This window comes from Cryptosporangium arvum DSM 44712 (assembly GCF_000585375.1).
Lineage (GTDB): Bacteria > Actinomycetota > Actinomycetes > Mycobacteriales > Cryptosporangiaceae > Cryptosporangium > Cryptosporangium arvum.
The window spans coordinates 710,626-733,003 of record NZ_KK073874.1; the positions used below are offsets into that span (position 1 = coordinate 710,626).

At 72.9% G+C, this 22,378-nt stretch carries 15 protein-coding genes and 1 riboswitch; of the genes, 8 read left to right on the plus strand and 7 right to left on the minus strand.

Going from position 1 to position 22,378, the window contains the following annotated elements:
- The first annotated feature begins 1 nt into the window (after window position 1).
- The gene (locus CRYAR_RS03210; protein ID WP_035848374.1) at window positions 2–1,417 is read left to right on the plus strand and encodes an FtsX-like permease family protein; all 1,416 of its coding nucleotides are present in this window, start codon (window positions 2–4) and stop codon (window positions 1,415–1,417) included.
- Here CRYAR_RS03210 and CRYAR_RS03215 read toward each other — a convergent pair.
- On the minus strand, window positions 1,414–2,088 hold the full coding sequence (locus tag CRYAR_RS03215; RefSeq protein ID WP_035848376.1) for a maleylpyruvate isomerase N-terminal domain-containing protein: 675 nt from the start codon (window positions 2,086–2,088) through the stop codon (window positions 1,414–1,416). The genes CRYAR_RS03210 and CRYAR_RS03215 overlap by 4 nt on opposite strands.
- A 69-nt stretch (window positions 2,089–2,157) precedes the next feature.
- Here CRYAR_RS03215 and CRYAR_RS03220 point away from each other — a divergent pair, with 69 nt between their 5' ends.
- Both CRYAR_RS03220 and CRYAR_RS03225 read left to right on the plus strand, forming a co-directional pair.
- Window positions 2,158–2,808 (plus strand): PadR family transcriptional regulator, encoded by a 651-nt coding sequence (locus CRYAR_RS03220; protein WP_035848378.1) that lies wholly within the window; start codon window positions 2,158–2,160, stop codon window positions 2,806–2,808.
- A gap of 193 nt (window positions 2,809–3,001) precedes the next feature.
- Window positions 3,002–9,268 carry an AAA domain-containing protein gene (locus CRYAR_RS03225; RefSeq protein WP_051569677.1) on the plus strand — a complete coding sequence of 2,089 codons (6,267 nt, stop codon included), beginning with the start codon at window positions 3,002–3,004 and terminating at the stop codon, window positions 9,266–9,268.
- 3 nt (window positions 9,269–9,271) lie between these two features.
- On the opposite strand, the gene CRYAR_RS03230 is transcribed toward CRYAR_RS03225, so the two are convergent.
- Window positions 9,272–9,718 (minus strand): MarR family winged helix-turn-helix transcriptional regulator, encoded by a 447-nt coding sequence (locus CRYAR_RS03230; protein ID WP_035848380.1) that lies wholly within the window; start codon window positions 9,716–9,718, stop codon window positions 9,272–9,274.
- A gap of 176 nt (window positions 9,719–9,894) precedes the next feature.
- Entirely contained in the window at window positions 9,895–10,770 is an 876-nt protein-coding gene (locus CRYAR_RS50085; RefSeq protein WP_063725653.1) for a LysM peptidoglycan-binding domain-containing protein, read from the minus strand.
- A 1-nt stretch (window position 10,771) separates the two neighbouring features.
- A riboswitch (cyclic di-AMP (ydaO/yuaA leader) is annotated at window positions 10,772–10,921 on the minus strand.
- A gap of 334 nt (window positions 10,922–11,255) precedes the next feature.
- Between CRYAR_RS50085 and CRYAR_RS42615 the strand changes: the two genes are divergently transcribed.
- Genes CRYAR_RS42615 through CRYAR_RS03255 form a run of 4 tightly spaced genes read left to right on the plus strand, consistent with a single transcriptional unit; the run spans window position 11,256 to window position 16,396 of the window.
- Window positions 11,256–12,746, plus strand: coding sequence for a glycoside hydrolase family 6 protein (locus CRYAR_RS42615; RefSeq protein ID WP_051569679.1), 1,491 nt, complete (start codon window positions 11,256–11,258; stop codon window positions 12,744–12,746).
- A gap of 54 nt (window positions 12,747–12,800) precedes the next feature.
- The gene (locus CRYAR_RS03245; protein WP_211247243.1) at window positions 12,801–13,577 is read left to right on the plus strand and encodes an MBL fold metallo-hydrolase; all 777 of its coding nucleotides are present in this window, start codon (window positions 12,801–12,803) and stop codon (window positions 13,575–13,577) included.
- Window positions 13,574–14,242 (plus strand): DedA family protein, encoded by a 669-nt coding sequence (locus CRYAR_RS03250; RefSeq protein ID WP_051569680.1) that lies wholly within the window; start codon window positions 13,574–13,576, stop codon window positions 14,240–14,242. The genes CRYAR_RS03245 and CRYAR_RS03250 overlap by 4 nt, the downstream gene beginning before the upstream one ends.
- Window positions 14,243–14,248: 6 nt before the next feature.
- Window positions 14,249–16,396 (plus strand): phage holin family protein, encoded by a 2,148-nt coding sequence (locus CRYAR_RS03255; RefSeq protein ID WP_063725654.1) that lies wholly within the window; start codon window positions 14,249–14,251, stop codon window positions 16,394–16,396.
- A 30-nt stretch (window positions 16,397–16,426) separates the two neighbouring features.
- Here CRYAR_RS03255 and CRYAR_RS03260 read toward each other — a convergent pair whose 3' ends face one another.
- The 3 genes from CRYAR_RS03260 to CRYAR_RS03270 all read right to left on the minus strand — a co-directional run bounded on the left by CRYAR_RS03260 (window position 16,427) and on the right by CRYAR_RS03270 (window position 20,687).
- Complete coding sequence (locus CRYAR_RS03260) at window positions 16,427–16,615, minus strand: hypothetical protein (protein WP_035848384.1); 189 nt, start codon at window positions 16,613–16,615, stop codon at window positions 16,427–16,429.
- 73 nt (window positions 16,616–16,688) lie between these two features.
- On the minus strand, window positions 16,689–17,354 hold the full coding sequence (locus tag CRYAR_RS03265) for a GOLPH3/VPS74 family protein (protein ID WP_035848386.1): 666 nt from the start codon (window positions 17,352–17,354) through the stop codon (window positions 16,689–16,691).
- Between the two features lie 3 nt (window positions 17,355–17,357).
- Window positions 17,358–20,687 carry an ATP-binding protein gene (locus tag CRYAR_RS03270; protein ID WP_035848389.1) on the minus strand — a complete coding sequence of 1,110 codons (3,330 nt, stop codon included), beginning with the start codon at window positions 20,685–20,687 and terminating at the stop codon, window positions 17,358–17,360.
- Between the two features lie 164 nt (window positions 20,688–20,851).
- Here CRYAR_RS03270 and CRYAR_RS03275 point away from each other — a divergent pair, with 164 nt between their 5' ends.
- Window positions 20,852–21,442: a TetR/AcrR family transcriptional regulator gene (locus CRYAR_RS03275; protein WP_035848391.1), complete on the plus strand. Its 591-nt coding sequence runs from the start codon at window positions 20,852–20,854 to the stop codon at window positions 21,440–21,442.
- A 2-nt stretch (window positions 21,443–21,444) separates the two neighbouring features.
- Here the strand turns inward: CRYAR_RS03275 and CRYAR_RS03280 are convergent, their stop codons facing one another.
- Entirely contained in the window at window positions 21,445–22,377 is a 933-nt protein-coding gene (locus CRYAR_RS03280) for a serine hydrolase (protein WP_157017307.1), read from the minus strand.
- Window position 22,378: the final 1 nt, after the last annotated feature.

Genomic DNA, 22,378 nt, shown 5'->3' on the forward strand with positions numbered 1-22,378 from the left:
CATGCGACTGCCCGTGTTGCTCCGACTGGCCGTCACCGGCGGCCGGCTCGACGGCCTCCGTATCGCGCTCACCGCGTTCGGCGCGGTGCTGGCGACACTTCTACTCCTGTCCGCGGCCACCGTCCTCGCGATCGAGGGCGACGCCGACTACACCAACGGCCTGCTCGCCGAGCCCGGTCTGCGCCCCGGCGTCGTGACCGCGTTGATGCTGCTCGGCATCCCGGTGCTGTTCTTCGTCGGTCAGTGCGTCCGGGTCGGCGCTCCGGCGCGTGACCGGCGGCTCGCCGAATACCGGATGGCCGGCGCGACGCCCGGCCAGGCCATCAAGCTCGCCGCAACCGAGACCGGCGTGTCCGCCGCGGTGGGCATGGTCATCGGGTTCGCGGTGTTCCTGCTCGGCCGGGTCGTGCTCGACCGGTCCGACCCGCCGCGTCCACTGCCGACCGACGTGCTGCCTTCCTGGTGGGCGCTGCTGCTGATCGCCCTCGTGGTGCCGCTGGGGGGTGCGGCGCTGGCCGCGCTCGCGCTGCGCCGGAGCACGCTCAGCGCGTTCGGCGTGGTGCGCAACCGGCCGGTCAAGGCACCCAGGATCGCGCCCGCGGTGATGTTCTTCGGCGGGGGCACGGCGCTGGTGAGCCTGGTCTACCTCGACCGGTTCGTGAACGAGGGAATCAGCGGGTTGGTGGGGCTGCTCGTCTTCCTGCTGCTGATCGTGACCCTGCTCGGGCTGGTCCTGGGGGGTGCGGCGCTCTCGGCCTGGATCGGCGGGCGGGTCGCGTCCCGGGCGAAGAGCCCCGCGCTGCTGCTCGCCGGGCGGCGGCTGGTGGCCGACCCGTGGGCGGCGAGCCGGACGCTGCCCACCGTGTTCGCCGCGGTGGTGATCGGCGCGGGTGCGCTGACGATGCGCGCCGGGTGGGCCGCGGACCGGGCCGCTCAGGCGCGGCTCTACCCGTCGGACAGCGGCGCGGAGAATCCGTTCTACGACCGCGCTTTCGCGCTCACGCAGCTCGCCGTGTGGGTGGCGGTGGTGGTCGCGGCCGGCGGGTTGCTCGTCGCCACCGCGGAACAGATCCTGGAGCGACGTCGGACGCTGGCCGCGCTCACGGCACAGGGCACACCGACCGGCGTGCTGGCCAGGGCCCTGCTCTGGCAGACCGCGCTGCCGCTGATCCCCGGCGTGGTCCTGGCGACGGCGGTCGGGGCGATCACGGCCCGCGTCGTGGCGTCCCCGGTGAGCTCGTACTCGCAGGAGGACGCCACCGGCCGCATGGTCGAGGTGCACCTGGAGAACCTGACGCCCTGGCTCGGTCTGGTCGTGCTCGTCGTCGGCACCGTGCTGGTCACGATGCTGGTCTGCGCGCTCGGGTTGCTCCTGCTGCGGCGGGCCACCGCCGTGGACGAGCTGCGCACCACCTAGAACGAGCGCAGAGCCCGGCTCACGGCGACCAACTCGGGGGTGGTCGGCGCGGTGCGGCGGAAGAACGTCGTGAGCGCACCGACCGGGTCGTCGGTGGAGGCCGTGGCGGCGAGCACCCGCTCGCCGCCCGGCTTCAGCCACGGGGAGAAGATCGGCGGGCCGCCGTCCGGGCCCGGCAGGTTGCTGCCGGTGAGCACGAGCGCGGCCTCGTCCGGCGGGATCACCCACTCGGCGCCGGTGGCTTCGGCCAGGTCCCGGCCGTGGATCAGGATCTCGCCCAGGATCACCGAGCTGACCGGCGTCACCGTCGTGCGGGTGCCGCCGTGGAACCGGAAGCTCAGGTCGGACGGGAAGCCGCGGAGCACCGCGAACCCGGCCGTCCCGTCCCGGTCGAGCAGGTCGGCCAGCCTCGTCAGGTCGCGCTCGGGCGTCTCGGCCAACACCGTCGCGTTGAGGGCCGCGGTCTCCTCCGGCGACGAGCTGCGGCGCCGGTCGCCGAGCGCGCGGCGGTAGACGGTCAGGACGTGGGCGGCCAGCTCGGCGACCGACCACTCCGGAGTCGCCGGCACGGTGCGGTCGGCGTGGTCCGGATCGATCCGGCGCACCAGATCCACGAGACGCGAATTCGCGCGGGGGAGTGCTTCCTCGAGCTCGGCACGCACGTCGGACACGGTTCCTCCGATACTCCAGAGTTGAGTAGTGTCAGCCTCTACTCAACTCTGGAGTAGTGTCAAGCGGCGATGCCTACCGAACCCACCACCAGCTCGTACGCGCTGCTCGGCCTGCTCGCGCTCCGTTCGTGGACCGCGTACGACCTCACCCGCCAGGCGAAACGCAGCATGCGGCTGTTCTGGCCGCGCAGCGAGGCCCACATCTACGGCGAGGTCAAGCGTCTCGTGCGCTGGGGATACGCCACCGCGGCCACCGAGCGGACCGGCAACCGCGAGCGCACGACGTACGCGATCACCCCGGCCGGCCGCGACGCGCTGCGGGACTGGCTCGCGACGCCGCCGGCCGGGCCGCAGCTGGAGATCGAGGGCCTGCTCCGCCTGCTCCTGGCCGACCAGGGCGACCGCGGCGACGCCCTGCAGGCGGTGCGAGCCACCCGGGACGCGGTCGCCACCAGCTACGGGATCGGCATCGACCAGATGCGGGCCTACGTGGAGGGCGAGGGCCCGTTTCCGGACCGGGTGCATCTCGTCGCACTGCTCGCCCGCTTCTACGCCGACTTCGCCGAGGCGATGCTCGATTGGTGCGACGCCGCCGAGGCCGAGATCGAGGCGTGGCCGGACGTCCGCGGGGTCGGGCTCACCGACGTGACCCGCCGAGGGTTGGAGGACGCGATCGCGCGGTACGACCGCCGTGTGCTGAGCGCTCGTCGGATGACGTAAATTCTCGCTCGTCGCAAGGCGGCGAACTCTGGTAGTGCATACCATCCAGCGTTGGTCAGTCAGGCGGCCCACGCCGACCTCATCCGGGCGGACGAGGAAGCGCTGGACCCCTGCCGTCCGGGCGGGGTTCACCGGTACGGTCGGCCGGAGGCCGGTGGGGGATCGAGAGGCGCTAGTGACGGCGGTGTTTCCAGTGGCGGCGGCGACCGACCGGATCGAGTCATTGCGTACTCGCGTATCCCGTTTTTCCGACTACCTATCCGCTGTCCGTGCGCTCTCCGCCCGTCCGGCCCGAACCCTCGAGGCCGCCGAGACGGTCGTCTGGCAGGCCGCGCTGCCGGTGGGCAAGCCCGGCTGCTGGATAGCCGGCGCCGAATCGTCGGCGCCGGTCGCGTCGGCGTCGGTCGACGACGTCGAGGACCCCGACGAGACGGGCACCGGCGCGCGGGCCGACGAGTGCTGGCTCGAGCTGCGCCGGCCGCCCCGGCCGCGGCCGCCGGACCTCCCGGCCGTCGTGCGTTCGCTGCTGGACGGGCCGGTCGACGACCCCCGTCGCGAACCCGCCCTGCGCGACGGCTGGCGCGAGATCGCCGCCGAACGGGACGCCGACCTCGACCTGGACGCCGTGGAGCCGGCCGTCGACGAGTGGCTGCAGCGGCTCTGGCGCCCGTGGGCGGTGACCGCGGCCGAGGCCGACGCCGTGCGCGGTGCCTACTCGCGGCTGGTGGAGCTGCGGCAGGCCGCGGTGCGGCTGGAGGCCTCGCACGAGCTCGTCTGGGGCTTCGGCCTGTTCACCGGCGTCATCGGTGACGTGCCGGTGGAAGACCCGCTGCTCGCCGCGCCGGTCGGCATCGACGTCGACCCGGAGAGCGGCGCGCTGACCGTCGTGCCGACCGGTGAACTCCGGCTGCAGACCGACGCGTTCGAAGCCTTACCCGACGGGCCCGACGCCCGGCTGCACGATCTGGCCGGTCCCGGCGGAGCCGTGACGCTCGACCCGTGGGAGCAGTCCGGCCGCACCGAGTTCTACCGCTCCGCGCTGCGGCGGCTGGGGTTGCCGCCCCGGGTCATCCGCGAGGACGCCCAGATCGAGGAACCGCACGTCCGCGACACCGGTGTGATCCTGCTGCGCCCGCGTCGCACGGCGCTCTCCGGATTCCTCGCCGACCTGCGCGCCTCGCTCGCCGCCGGTCACGTCCCGTCCGGGGCCCTGGCCGCGCTGCTGGCCGACGACCCGTCGACCCTCGACCTGCCCGACGACCCGCCCGAGCAGTGGCAGCCCATCGGTGAGCGCCTGCTGTTCCCACTGCCGGCCAACCTCGAGCAGGAGACGATCGCGCGCCGGCTGGCCCGCCAGCGCATGGTCGCGGTGCAGGGGCCGCCCGGCACCGGCAAGACACACACGATCGCGAACCTGATCTGCCACCTGGTGGCCCACGGCCGGCGGGTGCTCGTCGTGTCGCATCGCGACGAGCCGCTCGCCGAGGTACGCGACAAGCTGCCCCCGGCGCTGCGTCCGCTGGCGATAAGCGTGATGGGCTCCAGCGCGAAGCAACTCGGTCAGCTGGAGACCGCGGTGCGCCAGCTCCAGGCCGAAGCCGGAGCGCTCGACCAGGACGTGGCGGCCGAGGCCGTGGACGAGCTGTGGGCCGCGCTCGACACCGCGGAGCAGGACCTCTCGGCCAAGTACCACGCGCTGCGGGCCGTCGCCGACCGCGAGAGCGGCACGTTCCTGCTCGACGGCGTCGAAGCGACGGCGGTCGAGGTCGCCGAGTGGCTGTGGGCGAACGAGTCCCGGCTGGCGTTCGTGCCCGACACGATCGACCCGAACACGCCGTTCCCGCTCAGCGACGCCGAGCTCGCCGAACTCACCGAGCTGACGAACACCTACCGGCCGGAAGACCTGGTCGACGCCCAGCGTCGGCTGCCGGAGCGGGAGTCGCTCCCGGACGGCAACCGGCTGGCCCGCGCCGACGAGCACGCGGAGGCGCTGCGTCAGCGGCTCGGTGCGCTGGCCTCGCTCGGCGTCGACGTCGCGACCGTCCGCGGCGCCGGGCGGCCGGTGGTCGCCGCGCTCGCCGACGAGATCTGGCGGATCGCGCACCGCGCCCGGTCGTACCAGCCCTGGCAGCTGCGCCTGGCCGGTCGGCTCGCGGTGTCGCCGGCCTGGCGCGAGACGTGTCAGGCCGAGGTCGCCGGGTGCGCGGAGATGCTCACCGAGACCGCCCGCTGGCGCAGCGTGCTCGCGGGGCGCGCGGTGCAGATCCCCGACGAGCTCTGGGCCGATCCCCGCCAGCTGCGTGCCGACCTCGACATGCTGCGGATCCGCCTGGTGGAGGCGCGCGGCGTCAGCCGGCTGATCCACCGGCGGCTGGCCCAGGTCCGCGACGACATCCGGGTCGACGGCGCGCCGCTGCGCACCGTGGACGACGTGGACGCCGCGCTGGCGACGGTCCGGCTGGACTGGGCGCGGCGGCGGCTCACCGAGCGCTGGAACCACTTCGTCGCCGAGCTGGACGGCCCGCAGGCGCCGGACGACCCCAGCACGGTCGAGGTGATCAGCGGCTACCTGCGTGAGGTCGGCGACGTCGTCGACATCGGACTGCGCTACTGGCCGACGCTCCGCGAGCGGCTGGCGGTGTTCCTGCGGGCCGGCTCCCCGGGTGAGGCCGACTGGGCCGACCCCAACGCGCTGGCGGGCGCGGCCGGCCGGGCCGGCGAACTCGTCGCCGTGTTCGAGAGCGACGAGGCCGAGCGCGAGGGCATCCAGGTCCGCGCGCTGCTCGACGAGGCGCTCCTGGACGCGAACGCGTCGCCGTTGTGGCGCGAGCTCGACCGGTCCTGGGCCGTCGGCGACTACGCGGCCTGGGAAGCGGCGCTGGCCGGCGCCGACCGGCTGCGTGCGGCCGGCCCGGCGATGCAGCGCTGGCAGGAACTGCACGCGGGGCTCTCCACGATCGCGCCGCTCTGGGCCAGCCGCATCGCGCTCGAGGGTGACCTCCCGGACCCGGCGATCAGCCAGCAGGCCTGGAACTGGCGGCGCGCCGACACGTGGCTGCGCATCGTCATCGGCGTCGAGGACACCGGCGCGCTCGGGCGGCAGGCCGACGCGCTGCGCGACCGCGCCCGCGAGCTCGTGGGTGAGCTCGCGACCCGGTCGGCCTGGCTGGCCGCGGCCCTCCGGATGGACGACCGCGCCCGCGACGCGCTGGCCGGATGGGCGTCGGCGCTGCGCAAGGTCGGAAAGGGCTCCGGACGCCGGGCCGCGGGCTGGACCGCGCTGGCGCAGCAGCACATGCGCGAGGCCGTCTCGGCGGTGCCGGTGTGGGTGATGTCGGTCGAGCGCGCGCTGCAGCAGTTCACCGGCGGTACGACGCCGTTCGACGTGGTGATCGTCGACGAGGCGAGCCAGTGCGGGCTGCTCTCGATGCCGGTGCTCTCGCTCGGCACCCGGGCCGTCGTCGTCGGTGACGACCGGCAGATCGGCCCGTACGCGATCGGCCTGGCCCACGACGACGTCGCCCGGCTCGGTCAGGAACACCTCGGTGACCTGCCGTCCTGGCCGCTGTTCGACGTGACGACGAGCCTCTACGACCACGCGGTGCGGCGGTCGCCGGAGCCGCTGATGCTCACCGAGCACTTCCGGTGCGTGCCGGAGATCATCTCGTTCTCCAGCGACCAGTGGTACGACGGCACCGTGCAGCCGCTGCGCGCGGACCGCGGCCGGTTGGACCCGGTGCGCGTGGTGCGCATCCCCGGCACGCGCGAACGGCGCGACCGGTACGGCGAGGTCAACCTGGCCGAGGCCGACGCTCTCGTCGCGACGATCTCCCGGCTGGCCCTCGACCCGGACTACGCCGGCCTGACGTTCGGCGTCGTGAGCCTGCTGGCCAGCAGTGGGCAGGCGCAGTACATCAACGAGCAGCTGGTGCGGCACCTGGGCGAGCAGGAGATGGCCCGGCGTTCGCTGAAGGTCGGCGACTCGTACACGTTCCAGGGCGCCGAGCGGGACGTCATGTTCATCAGCCTGGTCGTGTCCGATCGCGACGATCACCGGGCGGCGTTCACCGGCGCGGACCACCACCGCCGGGTGAACGTGGCCGCGTCGCGGGCCAAGGACCAGATGTGGGTCTTCCATTCGGTCGGCCCCGAGAACCTGCATCCGGACGACGCCCGGGGCGCGCTGCTGCGGTACTGCGCGGCGCCCCGCCTGGGGTTGGCCGCGCTGGCCGCCGAGCCGGTTCCGGACGAGACGCTCTACGCGGCGTGCGAGTCGGAGCTCGAGCGGTCGGTGCTGCGTGAGCTGCTCAACATCGGGATCCGGCCCGCGGTGCAGTACCCGATCGGGCGGCACCGCGTCGACTTCGTGATCCCGACCGCGGACGGGCGGCGGCTCGCGATCGAGTGCGACCACGGGCGGTACCGCGGTGCGGCCCGGTGGGCCGAGGAGATGCGTCGCCAGGCCGTGTTGGAGCGGGTCGGCGGGTGCGTGTTCTGGCGGGTGCGGGGGACGCTGTTCGCGCGTGATCCCGACGCGGCGTTGGCCGGGCTGTGGCCGTTGATGGACGAGCTCGGGTTGCTGCCCGAGGAGTACCGGGAGTATCTGCTCGGCGCGGAGTCCTTTGCGGAGCCCTTCGCCGGGGAGCCGGAGGAGCCGCAGCCGGTCCATGAGGTGGCGGAAAGCCTCGAGGAGTGGGTCGAGGACGACGGGTGGGACGAGAACGGGGAGTGGGTGGAGGAGGTTCCGGCCGAGCCGGTCCGAGCCGGGGCGACCGATCTCACCGTGGTGCTGCCGTTCGTGCGCCTGCCGGAGGACGAGGCCGTATCCGAGGAGCCCGCTGGGCCTTCCGAGCCTGCGGAGGACCAGTGGGCCGGGGATGCTCCGACGATCGTCCGGTTGGAGGATCTGACCGGGGAGGTGCCGTCGCCCCTGAACCCCTGGGTCGGTGACGCGCCGACGATCCCGACGATCGAGGATCTGCCGCTGGACCACCCGGCTCGGCGTTTGCTGCCCGGCCTGATGCCCCGCACCTCCACCGAAGCGCCCCGGCCCGTCTCGCCGGCGGCGCACCCGGTGTCGGGGGCGCCCGTCGAGGCGTACCCCGTGTCCCCGGCGGCCCAGGAGCCGTACCCGGTGTCCGCCACCGAGGAGGTGTACCCGGTGTCACCGGCCGCTCAGGAGGCGTACCCGGCGGCACCGGAGGCGTACCCGGAGGCCTATCCGGTGTCGCCGGCCCCGGTGGAGCCGGATCAGCCCGTTTCGCCGGCCTACTCGGCGGCGCAGCCGGTCTACCCGGTGTCTCCGGCCGGGGCCGGGCCGGACGAGCCCGTGTCGCCGATCTACCCGGTGGCGTCGGTCTATCCGGTGTCGCCGGCGGGGGAGCAGCCGGAACAGCCCGTCTCGCCGGCGGAGGAGCCGGTTGCGCCGCCCGCGCCGGCGGCCGCACGGCTCGTGCCGCACCCGGCCCAGCGCGCCCGCCAGCTGGCGCAGCAGGCCGCAGCCGCGCCCCAGGCCCAGCCGGCCGCAGCCGCGTCCCAGGCCCACCAGGCCGCCGCGTCCCAGGCCCAGCCCGAGCAACCCACGCCGCTCGAGCCCCAACCGCAGCCGGAGCCGCACGGGCGGTTCGAGCCGCACGAGCAGGCGGAGCCGGACGGGCGGTTCGAGCCGCCGGGGCAGCCGGAACCGTACGCGCCGCCGCAGAGCGAGCCGCAAGCCCAGCGAGGGGTGTACGGGGTTCGGGTCGAAGAAGCGCCGGAGGCGCGCGCGCAGTCCGGTGTCCCCGGGTTGCCCACGCGCCGGCCCGTGGCGGTGCCGCCGCCGGAGGACCTCGAGCGCTTCGACCCAACCGCACCCGCACCCCACCCGGCCGCGGTGACACCGGCCGCGCCACAACTGCCACCCCAGCAGATACAGCCGCAGCCGCAGGCGCCCCAGCAGCAACCGCCGCTGATGCCGCCCCCGAGCGCGCAGACGCAGGGGGTCGCGCAGGTGGCGCCCACCTCGCCGGGCGGATCACCGGTCAGCTGGTGGAACGACGGGCCGACCACACCCGCCCCCACCCAGTTCACCGAAGCCACCCGCCCCCTTCCGCTCGTCACCCCGCCCGAACCGGCCAACTACCAGGAGGTCGGCGCGATCCGTGCGGACGAGGCCCGAGCGGCCCTGCAGGCCTACCGCTCGGGTGTCGACACGCCGGTGCAGTCCGGCGGCAAGATCGTCGGCTGGGCGTGCTTCTACCCGGACGATTCCATCGAGGCGCAGCGCAACCGGGCCAACGTCGAAGTGATGCGTCAGGAGGAGGCCCTCACCGAAACGGCCGGCTGGCTCACCAACTCGGAGGCCGCCGCGATCGTCGCCGCGTCCGAACAGCGCCGGGACGTCCCGGTCGTCGATCCGGCCTACGGCGAGGTGGGCCTGGTCCGCTTCGCCGCGGACGCGCTGACTCTCCTGCGTCGGTGAGGGCTACCCCCCGAGCAGCACGAGCAGGCGGTTCAGCGCCGGTAACGCGGCGGCCAGCGCCTCGACGTCGGCCTGGTCGAGTTGGTCGGCGGCGGAGATCGCGATCCGGCGTCGCCGATCCGTGTAGCCGTCGATCAGCTCCCCGGCACTCGGCGTCAGCGTGAGGCGTACCGCCCGCCGGTTCTGCGGGTCGGGCGTCCGGTCGAGGTAGCCACCCGAGGTGAGGTCACCGACGAGCGTGCTCACCGTGTTGGGTGCCGTGCCCAGCACGGCCGCGACTGCTTTGACGCCGATCCCGGGCTGCGCCAGCACCACCCGCAGCACCTCCATCTGAGCGGAGGGCAGCGGTTCGTCCGGCTGGTCGCTCCGGGCGGCTCGGCGCAACGTCCGATGTAGCCGACCGAGTAAGGCGCTCAACTCGTCGGCGACCGCTCCCGGGGTGGCCGCCATGGCACTCCTTTGTGGTCACGTGGCTGGCACGATCGCCGAGGAGCCCCCCGCCGACCTGCGAGAAGGAATGATGGCGGCAGTACGCGTCCACCCGCAGTCGTCCGTTCAGTCCAGATCGTCCGCCGGAACGCCAGCCGGCCCCGGTCCACAGGGGACCAGGGCCGGCCGGGGACGGCTCACCCGATGAGGATTCGCATCCCGGGGTGGATCACGTCCGGGTTCGCCCCGATCGCGTCCTGGTTCTTCTCGTAGATCGCCTGCCAGTCGGCCTGGTGGGCCGCGGCGATGCTCGCCAGGCTGTCGCCCGACTGCACGAGGTAGCTCAGAACGCGTGGTGCGGCGACCACCGGACGCTGGTCGCGGGTGAACTGGCGCTGGGGAACGAAGTCGAGCACCTCCGCCGGACGCACGGCCACGGTGTGGGCCGCGCCCTTCTTCGGCACCGCGAGTGCGGTGTACCGGTGCTTCTTCGTCCAGGTCCGGTGCGACCGGTTCTCGGTCGGCCGGTTCTTCCAGGACTTCTTGGTGGACCAGCGGGTGCTCTTGGAGCGTTCCGACTTGTAGCCGGTGTGCTCGCCCGAGGCTTTCTGCCGCTTGTAACTCCGGCTGGCCTGGTCCGACCAGCCCCGGCTCTTGTGGTAGCCCTTCCGGCCACATGTCGGCCAGGCGCCGATCCCTTGGCCGCGGAGCACTTTCCTGGCCACGGTGATCTGTTCCGACCGGCTGGCCTGGTGGGCGCTACCGGCGTACTGCCTTCCTCCGTAGGCTCTCCAGGTCGACGGGCTGAACTGCAGTCCGCCGTGGTACCCGTTCCCGGTGTTGATGTTCCATCGACCACCGGACTCGCACTGCGCTATCGCATCCCAGTTCACGTCCGCGTTGGCCGGTGTAGCACCGATTACCAGCGGTGTGATTCCCGCGAGGCCGGTGACCACGGCGATTGCCAGGCCACGACCGAGCGGGCTCAGGCGCCTTGGCGCCCGATGCCGTCCACCCGCACGAGGCGAGCTTTCGGCGCTGAGCTGGGTGGGATGGGAAGACTCCTTAGACATGTCCGACCCTCTCCACGCCTACGAGGTGAGCTGTCGGGTTCGGGCTGAGTCGGCCCGGCCACGCGATGCGTGGCTTCACCCCGAGGCGTCTAACTGCGACGCCGGAAACGTGGGTCCCCCGCTCCTGCCCGAGGTTCAGAGTCCTCGTCGCCCGGGGCAGGATTCGGCGTAGCCGGGCGCGAGGTCCGCGGTGAACGGACGAAAACGACAGAACCATAAAATCGGGCGAATGCCAAGTTACCGCACCGTGATACACGAAAAGTTTTGTATCCGGCCATAAAGGTTGCAGCTGCTGTAGACACTCCAACTTTCTCGAGCGTCAACGTGCGACACAGCGAATTGGATCGGTCTATAGGTTTCGTCCGAATCGGTCGAGTAACTCTCTGAGGTTGGTTCACTTCACCGAGTGAAGCTGCCTTAATACCTCACTAAGTGACGCCTGCGCCTCTGGGCGAGAGTTGTTTGCGCCGGTCAAGATGGCACCCATGACCGACGCTCCACGTGCCGGCCTGCTTTCCAAGGCCGGTCTCGACGCCGGCCCGTACCTCGCTCGGCACCGCCGTGAACGCGCGAACGGCCGAGCTCGCACCGCAGCAGTGGGCGCCGCAGCGCTCGGCTCCGTCGTGGTGATCGGTGGTACCAGCCTGGTTGCAGCCAACGCCACCGCCGACCCCGACCATTCCTGTGCGGCCGCCTACACGGTGCACCGCTCGTGGTCGACGGGCTTCTCCGCCGAGGTGGCCGTGCAGAACACCGGCGAGGAGGCGGTGAAGAACTGGAGCGTCAACTGGTCGTTCAAGAGCGGTCAGGCCGTCGTGAAGGGCTGGGAGAACGGCGACTGGAAACAGGACGACGGTCTGGTGACCGTGCGTGCCAACGAGGACAGCGTCCGCCTGGAGGCCGGTAAGACGCTGACGCTGCGCTTCAGCGGCTGGCACCCGCAGGGCGACGCGCCCACCGCGACGGACTTCGCGCTCAACGGCGTCGAGTGCGGCGTCGAGAGCGACGACAAGAAGGAACGGCCGACGGAGAGCGCTTCCCCGGAGGAGTCCTCGATCGCGTTGCCGCCGGGCTTACCCGGCCGTCCGGTGCCGAACCCGACGAAGAAGCCGCCGACGTCCGGTCCGCTCGGATCGCTGTTCGTGGACACCGAGGGCCAGGCCGTCGAGTGGGTCGAGGGAAACACCGGCGACCCGCGAGCCGCGGTCATCCGCGACCGCATCGCCGAGCAGCCGCAGGCGCACTGGCTGGCCGCGAACAACCCCGGCGAAGTCGGCGGCGACGTCCGCTCGTACGCGTCCAAGGCCCACTCCCGGGGCCGGGTGCCGGTGCTCGTCGCGTACAACATGACCAACCGTGACTGCGGCGGCGCGAGCGCCGGTGGCGCCGACAGTGCCGACGACTACCGCACCTGGATCAGCAACTTCGCCGGCGGGCTCGGATCCGGCTCGTCGATCGTCGTGCTGGAGCCGGACGCGCTGGGGCACCTGACCACCTGCCTCTCGTCCGACCAGCAGCAGGAGCGGCTCGACCTGCTCCGGTACGCGGGCAAGGTCATCAAGCAGGCCAGCCCGAAAGCACGGGTGTACTACGACGTCGGGCACTCGGCGTGGATCGCCGCGAGCGAGGCCGCGGACCGGGCGCGCCGTGCCGGTGCCGCCGAGTACGGCGACGGCATCGCGCTGAACACGTCGAACTACAACGTCAGCAGCCAGGAAGTGTCATACGGCAAGCGGATCCTGGCCTCCCTCGGCCGCGGTCAGATGGTCGTCGACACCTCACGCAACGGGGCCGGCCCGGCCGGCGGCGAGTGGTGCGACCCGGCCGGCCGCAAACTGGGCCGCAACCCCACCACGGCCACCGGCGACGCCAAGGTCGCCGCGTACCTCTGGGTCAAGCGGCCCGGCGAATCCGACGGGTGCAGCGGCGCGGCGGGCCAGTTCATCCCGGACACCGCCTACGACCTCAGTTCCTGACGCACGCGCGGAGTACCGTGGTCGGTAGCGCGTCGACCAGGGAAAGAGGGGGCAGTGAGCAGCGACGCCCCTCTTCCGGCGATGTACTTCCTCGGCCACTCCACCGTCCTGGTGGAGACCGAGGGGGTCCGCGTGCTCACCGATCCGGTTCTGCTGCCCCGCGTGGCGAACGTCCTGCGCCGGGTGGCGGCACCCCTCGATCCGGCCCTCCACTCCGACGTCGACGTGGTCTGCATCTCGCACCTGCACGCGGACCACCTCGATCTGGCCTCGCTGCGGCGCCTCGGCCAGGACACGCTGCTCGTCGTGCCCGAGGGGGCCGGTGAGCTGCTGCACCGCAAGGGCTTCCAGGAGGTCGTCGAGCTCTCGCCGGGCAAGTTCCACGACGTCGGCGCGGTTCGCATCACCGCGACTCCTGCCGTTCATGACGGCCTGCGAACGCCGTTCGGCCCGCGGGCCCTCGCGGTCGGCTACCTGATCGAGAGTCCGACGACCCGCGTCTACTTCGCCGGTGACACCGACCAGTTCGACGAGATGGACGATCTGGGGGCCCTCGGTCTCGACGTCGCGTTGATCCCCGTCTGGGGATGGGGGCCCAACCTGGGCCCTGGTCATCTCGATCCGCGGGGGGCCGCCGAGGCCACCGGGCGGCTCCGGCCCCGGTTCGCGGTACCGATCCACTGGGGCACGTTGCACCCGTACGGCATCGGTCGCTGGATGCGTGCCCACTTGATCGACCCGCCCCGCCGCTACGCGCAGGCGGTCACCGAACTCGGCCTGTCCACCCGTGTCCTGCACACCGAGCCGGGGCGCCGGGTGGAGGCACGATGACGGCCACCCTCGCGTCAGCCGAGGTGCTCGCCACCGCCTGGCCCGACCGCATCGCCGACGCCGCGTCCGCGAGCTACCCGGTGCTGGTGGTCGCGGTGCTGCTGGGCGCGATCGTGCCGGTGATCCCCACCGGCGCCGCGGTGAGCGCGGCCGCGGTGCTGGCCGTGCACAACGGCGGCGTGTCGCTGATCCAGGTGATCGTGCTGGCCGCCGTCTCGGCCTGGCTCGGCGACTGCGTGGTCTACGCGCTGTTCCGCTGGGGGCGCCGCGGCGTGACACGGTTCATCGCCCGGCACCCGATCGACAGCCCGGAGGCGAACGACCGGCTGGAGGAGACCCGCCGCCGGCTGACCGAGAACGGCACCCAGGTGCTGGTGGTCTCCCGTCTCATCCCCGGCGGCCGCCTGCCGACGATGTTCGCCGCGAGCGCGATCCGCTACCCGTGGCCGCGGTACGTGAGCGGGGCGGGCGTGGCGGCGATCGTCTGGGCCATCGCCTACGCCGTGATGGGGCTGCTCGGCGGAAGCCTGTTCTCGAACCCGCTGGTGGGAATCGCGGTGACGGTGGTCGCCACGCTGCTGGTGTCGCTGATCGCCAGATACGTCCAGAGATGGCTGGCCAACCGGCAGTCCCGCGAGAGCTCAGCGGCCGGGCCGGTCGGCTGACCCGACGTGACGTCCTTCCGGCTGCTGGGGAGCGGCGGACGCCGCCTGGTGCGCAGCGGCGGACGCCGTCTGGTGCGGGGCGGGCGCACCGCCACCCGGCTCGTGCTGGTGTGGTCGGTGGGTGCGGGTTCGGTCGGCGCGCTGTCGGTGACGCTGCCCGGCTTCGACATCGGGCAGCCGATAAACGCGCTCGTCGTCTCGGCCACGCTGAGCGCGCTGAACGCGATCGTCTGGCCGTTCCTGATGCGGTTCGCGCTGGCGATCTCGGTGCTGACGCTCGGCCTCGGCTCGTTCGTCCTCAACGGACTGCTGGTGTACATGGCGCTCGGCGAGATCCCCGACGTGCGGCTGCCCGGGCCGCCCACCGGCGTGCTCGTCGCGTTCACGGTCTCGGCGGTCACCGGGCTCACGAGCAGCCTGGTCGCCGTCGACGAGGACGAGTTCTTCCACCGCCGGGCCCGCCGCCGCGCCAAGCGCAGGCTCGGTACCCCGACGAACGTCCCCGGTCTGGTGATGGTGCAGATCGACGGGCTCGGGCACGACGTACTGCAGCGGGCCATCCGGGACGGGGACGCGCCGACGCTCGCGCGCTGGCTCTCCGAGGGCAGCCACCGGCTGATCCCGTGGACGACCGACTGGTCCTCGCAGACCGGCGCCTCGCAGTGCGGCATCCTGCACGGCTCGAATCGCGACATGCCGGCGTTCCGCTGGTACGAGAAGGACCACGGCCGCCTGCTGGTCAGCAACCGCCCGGCGGACGCGGCCGAGATCGAGCGGCGGCACTCCGACGGCCGCGGGCTGCTGCACGACGACGGAGCCAGCCGCGGCAACCTCTTCACCGGCGACGCCGCCCACAAGAGCGTCACGCTCAGCAGCGCCGGCCGACGCAAGGGCAAACTCGGCGCCGGGTACCAGGGCTACTTCACGAACCCGTTCAACGCGGTCCGGACGCTCACCGGCGCGCTCGTCGACGTCGTCCGTGAGGTCGTCGCCGCGACCGTCCAGCGGCAGCGCGACGTGCGGCCGCGGGTGCCGCGCGGCGGGGTCTACCCGCTGGTGCGGGCGCTGGCCACGGTGGTCACCCGTGACCTGGTCGTCGAAGGCATCCTGGACGACATGATGGCCGGACGGTCGGTCGTCTACGCCGACCTCACCGGCTACGACGAGGTCGCGCACCACTCCGGGATCGAGCGGTACGACGCGCTCGCGGTGCTGCGCTCGATCGATCAGCAGATCGGGCGGCTGGCCCGGGCGGCCGAGTTCGCGCCGCGGCCGTACCAGCTCGTCGTCCTGTCCGACCACGGGCAGAGCCAGGGCGCCACGTTCGCACAGCGGTACGGCATCACGCTCGAACAGATCGTGCAGACCTCCTGCGGTCAGCCGTCGCGCAGCATCGAAGACAGCGTGACCGGGCCGGAGGGCAGCGCGCTGGGGTTCGCCGCTCGTGCGCTGCGTCGCCTGGGGCCGGCCGCCGAGCACAAGCCCGCGATGGCCGGGGAACGGGTCCGCAGCGCCGAGGAGGAGGCCGCCGCCAAGGAGGGCGTCCTCGTGCTCGGTTCCGGCAACCTCGGCCTCGTCTACTTCACCGAGCACACCGAGCGGCTGACCGTCGAGCAGATCCAGGCGACCTACCCCGACCTGCTACCGACGCTCGTCGAGCACCCCGGCGTCGGATTCCTGCTGGTGAGCACCGAGTCGCGGGGCTCGGTGGTGCTCGGCCGCCACGGCGCCCACTACCTCGACACCGGCGAGGTGCTCGGCGTCGACCCGCTGGAGCCGTTCGGGCCGCACGCACCGGCCCAGGTGCGGCGGGCCGACGCCTACCCGCACGTCGCCGACATCATGGTGAACAGCCTGCACGACCCGCAGACCGACGAGGTGGCGGCGTTCGAGCCGCTCGTCGGCTCCCACGGTGGCCTGGGCGGCCCGCAGACGACCGCGTTCCTGCTCTACCCGGCCGACCTGCCGACGCCGGTGGAGCCGCTGGTCGGCCCGGAGGAAGTACACAAGGTGCTACGCGCGTGGCTCGCCTGGCTCGGTCACGACGCGTACGCCGACGCGGTGGCCGCGACCGCCGCGGTCGAGGAGCCCGGGCCACCGGTCGAGGCCCTCGAGCTGGGGTACCTGCCGATCGGTGACGCAAAGCTGCTGTAAAAAAAGCGGGCCCTTTCGGGCCCGCCTCGGTCAGCTGGCGCGACGCTTACGGCCGCCGCTGCGCCACGTGAACGGACCCGGCAGGTCGTAACGCTGCTCCTTGGTCCGGGAGTTCCACGACCAACGGCCCAGCTTGAACGACCACGACGACATGCCGTTCTGAGTCATGTTGATCTTGAACGGCCCGAACGAATGCTGCTTCCGGTACTGAACGGGCATCGGTCTCTCCTCTTCACGCCGCTGACTGACTTGAAGCGTCAGTACCCCGCGTCGCATGTGGCCGAACATGAGTTCAGGTCGTTGTCACCGTTGCCGTCACGGCGGCTGTGGTGGCGGCCATCAGCGCCACCTGAATGGCCTGGATCGCGTCCTTGATGGCCTTGGCCGCCCAGTCGCCCTCGGAGATCTGGGTGAGCCGCGCCTTGACCTCCTTGGCCGGCAAGTCGGGGAAGAGCTTCGGCCCGAGGTCGATCGCGTGCACCAGCGACGCGAGCGCGGCGGTGTGACGTCCGGAGAGGTCGTTGTGCCGGATGGCGGCGTCAAGGCGGCCGTGCGCCGCGGTCTCGGGCGCCGGGTTCAGCGCCGGGTAGCGGACCGTCCGGAACAGGCCGAGCACCCGGCTCTCCTCGCGTTCGACGACGCCGGTTTCCACCAGCCGGTCGAGGATGCGGTTACGGAGCCCCTTGGTCAGCGGGGTCAGCCAGGTCCTGGGGTCGCGCTCCTTACCGGAGGCGCGGATCCGGTCGAGAGCGGCTTCGGCGACCGGGTCGTCGACCGGCGAAGGGTCGACGACCCGGACCTTCTTGCCCTCGACCGCGATCCGGCCGGCCAGGGCGAGCTCGACCAGGACGGCGCCGGCCAGCCCCAGGTCGAGCGTCGTGGTGGAGACCAGGGGTTTGCCGGCCGCGTCGTCGAAGGCGAGCAGCAGCAACTCGTCGGGCAGCGGAAGAACAGTCATGGCTCACACGGTAAGTGGGGGAGGCCATCGGAGCCGCTCCCGGGCGGCTTCGGCCCAGTGCGGCGCCCCGAGCAGCTCCGCGACCCGCAGGGCGTCGCGGTGGTGCTCGCGGGCGGTGTCCGGCTCGCCGAGGAACGCGGCCAGGTCGCCGAGGATCCCCGCGGTCGGGCCGAGCGTGATCGAGCCGCTCGCCAACCCGGGAAGCGTCCCGGCGTACGGCAGCAGCGCCCGGTAGCAGTCCGCGGCGACCTCGGTGTGGCCGAGGCCGAGCGCGTTCTCGGCCCGGAACGCCATCCAGAGCAGCCAGTAGTAGTCCGGCGGGATCGCCGACGTCGGCTGCCACACGGCGCGTGCGTCGTCGACGCGTCCGGCGTGCAGCAGCAGGCGGGTGTACGGCTCGGAGGTCAGGTGGGGTTCCTGGGCGTGCAGCGCACCGATCGGCTCGACCAGGCCGAGCAGCTGCGCCTCGTCGTTGCGGGCGCGACCGACCGCGTAGAACGTCAGCTGTTCGACGCCGGTCGCGTTCGGCGCCCCGATCTGACGCATCTGCGCGATCACCGCCGCGTACGCGTCCGCCGCCTCGTCGAACCGGCCCGCGACGAGCGCGCGCAGCCCCCGGAACATCCGCACGACGCCGAGCGCCAGCCCGAGCTGACCGGTGTCGGAGTACTCGACGGCCCGATCGGCCTCGTACTGGGCCGGCTCCAGGTCGTCGAGGTAGGGGCGGCTCAACGCGTGCTGGAACAGGATGTGGTGCGACTGGGCGCGGTAGCCGGTCAGGCCCGCTCGCACCGCGGTCTCACGCAGCTCCGCCCCGAGCTCGCCCAGGCGGTGCCGGCTGTCCGGCGCGACGTCGACGTAGTACCGCGCGCTCAACACCCGGCAGAGCAGTTCCGGATCGTCGAGCCCGCGCGCGATCGCGAGCGACTCGTCGCTGCTCCGCGCGGCCAGCCCGGCGTCCACCCCCTCGATCTCGACGGTGAGCGTGGCCAGGAGCTGAGCGCGCCGCTCGACCTCGGCCGGTGGGAGGTCACGGAGCACCGCCTCCAGACCGTCGACGAACGGCCGGTCGACGCTGCGGTTCTCGCGCACGCTCCAGATCACCGGGGCGTCGAACGACGCGTAGGCCTGCGCGAGTGCGGCGATCGTTCCGACCTCCCCGGCGACCGCGATCGCCCGCACCCGGGTGACCCTGGCCTCGATGACGTTGCCGGCGTACCCCTGCGCGGAGACGAGCGAGCACAGCAGGTCGAGCCGGAACCCCGGCTCGACCCGGGCGTCGGCCTGGTCGAGCACGTCGAGCGCACGTCGGAGCAGGGTCGCTGCTTCCTGATGGGCGAACAACGCCGACGCCGAACGCGCGGCGTCGGCGGCCAGCGACGCGGCCCGCACCGCGGTGGCCGGCGTGGCCGCCGCGAGCGCGTGGTGGGCCAGCCCGGCGCGGTCACCCGGGCGTACCCGGGCCAGCGCCTCGACCGCGCGGCCGTGCGTGCGGGTGCGCCGCAGCCGCGGTACGTCCTCGTACAGCGTGTCCCGGACCAGGGCGTGGGCGAACCGGACGGCGCCGGTCGAGGGCTCGACGAGCAGCCCGGTGAGCACGCCGGCCTCGAGCGCGTCGAGCACCGTGTCCTCGTCGGTGTTCTCCAGCGCGAGCAGCACGTCGACGTCCACCTCGACACCGAGGACGCTCGCCGTGCGCAGCACCGCCCGCGCGGGGCCGGGCAGGCGGGCCAGTCGCCGCCGGAGCACGTCGCGCACGCCGGTGGGGACGCTGGTGGCCGCGGCGTCCGGCCCTTCGGCGGCGATCAGCCGCGCCGTCTCGCAGACGAACAGCGGGTTGCCGCCGGTGCGTGCGGTGACCAGCTGGACCAGCGCCGTGTCGGTGGGCGCGCCCTGGCGTCGAAGGAGTTCGGCGACGTCGTCGGCCGACAGTCCGGCCAGGTCGACGCGGTCGGCGGCGGAACCGGCGAGCGCGGCCCAGCAGGCGCTCAGGTCGTCGGTGACCTCGGCCGGCCGGTAGGTCGCGACCACCAGGACCGGCCGTCCGACCAGTTCGGACGCGACGTGCCGGAGCAGCTGCAGCGTCTCGCCGTCGGCGCGGTGGACGTCGTCCAGGACGACGAGCAGCGGGCCGGCGGTGGTGAGCGTGGTGAGCAGTTCGGCGACGGCCCGGCCGAGCCAGAACGGGGGGACGTCCCGGGCCGGTGCGGCCGCCGCTTCCTGGTGCAGGAGCGGGCCGAGACGGGCGGTCAGGGCGTCGTCGACGCGGTCGATCGTGGCGTGCACGACCTCGCTCCAGGCCCAGGCCGGGGGCGCTCCGTCCACTTCGGGGCAGCGTCCGCGCAGCACCTGCCAGCCGCGTTCGGCGAGCCGGTCGGCCACCGCGCCCGCGAGCGTCGACTTCCCGGCTCCCGGATCGCCGCCCACCCAGGTGACCCGGAACTCCCCACCGGCCGCCCGTTCGGCCGCTGCGGAGAGCCGCGCCAACTCCGCTCGCCGCCCCACGATCACCCCGGAGCTCGGTGCCGGGGCGGCAACGGCGCTCTCGGAGGGTGCGGCGGCCGGGCGCTCCACGATCAGTTCGAGGGTGGGGGACTGGGCCAGCACGTTGGACTCGAGGGCGCGGAGGGCGGGGCCGGGGTCGACGCCGAGGTCGTCGGCCAGCCGGGTCCTGGCGTCCCGGAGGACGCTCAGTGCGTCCGCCTGACGTCCGGTGCGGTAGAGCGCGAGCGCCAGCAACGCGACCGCGTCCTCGCGCAGCGGATGTGCCCGCACGTGCCGATCGAGGTCGGCGGCGACCTCGGCGTCGCGCCCGGTGGCCAGCATCGCCCCGGCCCGCCGCTCGACCGCGACCCGCCGCAGCTCCTCGAGCCGCTCGGCCTCCGGGACGGCCCACGCCTCGTCCGCGAACTCGGCGTACGCCGGCCCGCTCCACTGCGCCAGCGCCTGATCGAGCAGGTCCGCGGCCTCCGCCGCCGGTGCGCCCGCCGCCCGCTCCAGCAGCCGCTCGAACCGCCACGCGTCGATGGCGTCGTCGTCGAGCCGCAGCGCGTACCCGGGTGCGGCGCTCACCAGCACCCGCGCGGGAGTCCGCGGCGCGCGCCCTGGCTCCAGGGCCCGCCGGAGGTGCGAGACGTACACCTGGAGAGCGGCGAGCGCCTTCGGTGGTGGCTCGCCCTGCCACAGGTCATCGACGAACCGTTCCGTCGACACCACGTGCCCGCGGGCACCGACCAGCCGCGCCAGCACGGCTCGCTGCCTCGGCCCGCCGAGTTCCACCGGCTGATCGGCGACCTCGGCCCGTAGCGTCCCGAGGACGCTCACCCGCACCATGGCCTGGAAGCCTACGGGCGGTTTCCGCACGTCGTCGCCCTCTGTCCGGTGCCGGACTGGGTGCGGCGGGCACATCACCCCGAACGGGGTCTAGTACCCGCGCCGGGACTGTTGAAACACTGACCGGGACTCGTTCCAGTCCGGTGACCGCGTGAGGAGCTGTCGTGCCCTACGTTTCGTCCACGGTCCGCCGGCGGCAGATCGTACTGGCCGCCCGGGTGGTGGTGGACCGCGAGGGTCTCGCACACGCGTCCCTGCGTGCCGTCGCCGACGAGGCCGGTATCGCGCTCGGCACGCTCCAACACGTCTTCAAGACCCGGGAGGCGTTGTTCGGCGCCGTCGTCGAGGATCTGCTGTTCGGGCAGAGCGTCGCCCCGGTTCCGCTCGGCGGCCTGAACCAGCGCTTCGGTGATTGGCTGGGCGAGACGCTGCAGGCGGTCTGGCAACACGTGGTACGCCAGAGCGCGGAGTCGCACCTCGGCCGGCTCGAGGTGACGCTGTACGCGGTACGCACCGGGCTGACCCACGAGCTGGCGCGCTGGCAGGACGAGCGGATCCGGCTCTGGGCCGGGAAGACCGCGGCGCTCGCCGGCTGGAGCTTCCTGATCCCGGTCGATCAGGTGGCGCGCCTGGTGATGGCGATGATCGACGGCCTGCTGATCCAGTTCCTGGCCGATCCCAACCCCGAGCGGGTGAGCACCGACCTGCGCAGCGCCGCCCGCGCGATCGCCTACGTCGCCGAAGCCCCGGCCTGAACCTAGCTGGGGCGGATCACCGCGGGGGCCGGGGTGGCGCGGCCGAAGAGCGTCGCGGAGAGGTCGCTCAACGTGCGGGCGCCCCGCTCCAGCGAGTCCTGGCCCGGCGGCATCGAGTACATCTCGGCGATGACGTAGCGCTCGTCGTCGCCGGCGAACCCGACCGAGCTGGTCAGCCAGTGCTCCCGGCCGTCGTCCTTCTCGACCGACCAGCCGTTCTTGTTGCCCGGGTCGACGTCGGGGCCGGCCGACCAGATGCCCCAGTGCTGGATGTCGTCGGTTTGGCGCATCCCGGTGACGACCAGGTCGCGGTCCGCCGGACCGAGCTTGTCCAGCATGTAGTCCATCAGCGTGACGAGGTCGCCGGGGGTGCACTTCACGAAGCCCCAGTACTTGTCGAAGCCGTTCACGTACGTCGCGTGGCTCATGCCGTAACGCGACTTGAAGCGCGTCAGCAGCGCCGAGCGGCCGTACTCGCGCCAGAGCGCGTCGGCGGCGTCGTCGGAGGAGAACGCCAGGATGTCGCCGATGCGCTGGGTGTCGGTGTCGGAGAGTTCCCGCACGCCGGTGCGCGACTGTTCGAGCGCGGTCGCGACCAGCCCGAGCTTGATCGTCGAACCGGTCCAGAAGAGAGTGTCGACGTCGCCGGCCTGCCAGCGGTCGCCGGTGCGGCGGTCGAGCACGACGACGCCGAGCTCGCCGGGTGCGTCCGCGGCGATCGCGCCGGCCGCGGCCAGACGGGGCGCCCACTCGCAGCCCCACCCCGCGCTGTCGTCGCAGCCCGAGGGGCTCGTGGCACCGGCGGCCGGCGCGACCGGGGCGCTCGACGCGCTCGGCGACGCCGGCTTCGGCGAGTCGGCGGTGCCCGCCGAACAGGCCGCCGGCGTCAGGAGCGCGAGCGCGGCGACGGCCACCGCGACCAGACGAGTCCGCATG

Excerpts from the sequence above, each read along its gene's own strand:
- CRYAR_RS03210 (WP_035848374.1), top strand. The coding sequence starts at position 2 with ATGCGACTGCCCGTGTTGCTCCGACTGGCCGTCACCGGCGGCCGGCTC.
- CRYAR_RS03220 (WP_035848378.1), top strand. The coding sequence starts at position 2,158 with ATGCCTACCGAACCCACCACCAGCTCGTACGCGCTGCTCGGCCTGCTC.
- CRYAR_RS03230 (WP_035848380.1), bottom strand. The coding sequence starts at position 9,718 with ATGGCGGCCACCCCGGGAGCGGTCGCCGACGAGTTGAGCGCCTTACTC.
- CRYAR_RS50085 (WP_063725653.1), bottom strand. The coding sequence starts at position 10,770 with ATGTCTAAGGAGTCTTCCCATCCCACCCAGCTCAGCGCCGAAAGCTCG.
- CRYAR_RS42615 (WP_051569679.1), top strand. The coding sequence starts at position 11,256 with ATGACCGACGCTCCACGTGCCGGCCTGCTTTCCAAGGCCGGTCTCGAC.
- CRYAR_RS03250 (WP_051569680.1), top strand. The coding sequence starts at position 13,574 with ATGACGGCCACCCTCGCGTCAGCCGAGGTGCTCGCCACCGCCTGGCCC.
- CRYAR_RS03260 (WP_035848384.1), bottom strand. The coding sequence starts at position 16,615 with ATGCCCGTTCAGTACCGGAAGCAGCATTCGTTCGGGCCGTTCAAGATC.
- CRYAR_RS03265 (WP_035848386.1), bottom strand. The coding sequence starts at position 17,354 with ATGACTGTTCTTCCGCTGCCCGACGAGTTGCTGCTGCTCGCCTTCGAC.
- CRYAR_RS03270 (WP_035848389.1), bottom strand. The coding sequence starts at position 20,687 with ATGGTGCGGGTGAGCGTCCTCGGGACGCTACGGGCCGAGGTCGCCGAT.
- CRYAR_RS03280 (WP_157017307.1), bottom strand. The coding sequence starts at position 22,377 with ATGCGGACTCGTCTGGTCGCGGTGGCCGTCGCCGCGCTCGCGCTCCTG.